The sequence below is a fragment of the Acinetobacter lwoffii genome (genome assembly GCF_024129735.1).
In the GTDB taxonomy this organism is placed as follows: domain Bacteria; phylum Pseudomonadota; class Gammaproteobacteria; order Pseudomonadales; family Moraxellaceae; genus Acinetobacter; species Acinetobacter lwoffii_H.
In genome coordinates this window covers 1-788 of the sequence record NZ_JAMXXK010000115.1, presented here as the reverse complement: position 1 = coordinate 788, position 788 = coordinate 1, and the positions used below count along the sequence as shown (strand labels likewise).

Annotated in this window: 1 protein-coding gene and 1 pseudogene; both read right to left on the bottom strand. The window is 41.1% G+C overall.

What is annotated here, in order from left to right; translation table 11 throughout:
- Positions 1 to 358: transposase family protein (locus NI469_RS15705; protein WP_253175661.1), on the bottom strand; the 358-nt coding region annotated here is incomplete at its 3' end.
- A pseudogene (locus NI469_RS15900) lies at positions 306 to 515 on the bottom strand (transposase family protein); the annotation flags it as partial. The gene NI469_RS15705 and the pseudogene NI469_RS15900, both read right to left, overlap by 53 nt.
- Positions 516 to 788 lie beyond the last annotated feature (273 nt).

Sequence of the window (788 nt, the reverse complement as noted above, 5' to 3'; positions counted from 1 at the left end):
TGCCAAATACATGCTCAATTCCGATTCTTCTTTTATTGATTTCTTGATTATAGATTTTCAATTCAGGATCCAATTTACAGTGTCTTTTGGCTTTTAATGGCAACAGGCTATTCGGATACAACACATAAATCCCCTGATAGCCTTTATCTGCAAGGATAAAAGCCCCAAAAGGAATATGGTTTAAATTGCGTTTGAACAACTCGAAATCATGCACTGCACCGCGACTGGTACATAAACTCAGAATTTGCTGAGTTTTGTAGTGAATCATGGCCTGTACTTTAAAGGTATGGGTCTTTTTCTTACCGCTATAGCTTTTCTTCTGTTTTTTTAGGCCTTTGGATTGGAATTTCCGTGGCATCCACGATCACAACATTCCAGTCGATGCCTTCGCCCTCGGGTAAATCTTTGGGTAAATTAAACAGATTGGACCGAATCAGGCAGTCTTCAACATGACGGACAATTCTTGAGGCTGTGGGCTCTGAAACCCCGTAACTCGTCGCAACGTGAAATAAGGTTCGGTATTCCCGCTAATAGCTCAGACAGAGCAGAACCTGATCCTCCAGGCTTAACTTGGGCGATCTGCCTTTGGCAGAGACATGCTTCTGCAATTGCTCAACCATCAAATAGAAAGTTGACCATGAGATGCCTGTGTATCGCTTGAACTGAGGATCAGAAAGCTTGTTTGAATCGATGTATTTCATCCGCAGATTATGCACGAATGCTAAGAAATCCGGAGTGCAAATATTAACCAAAAAGAAGATCGTTTTTTGATTTATGAAAGAGATCTA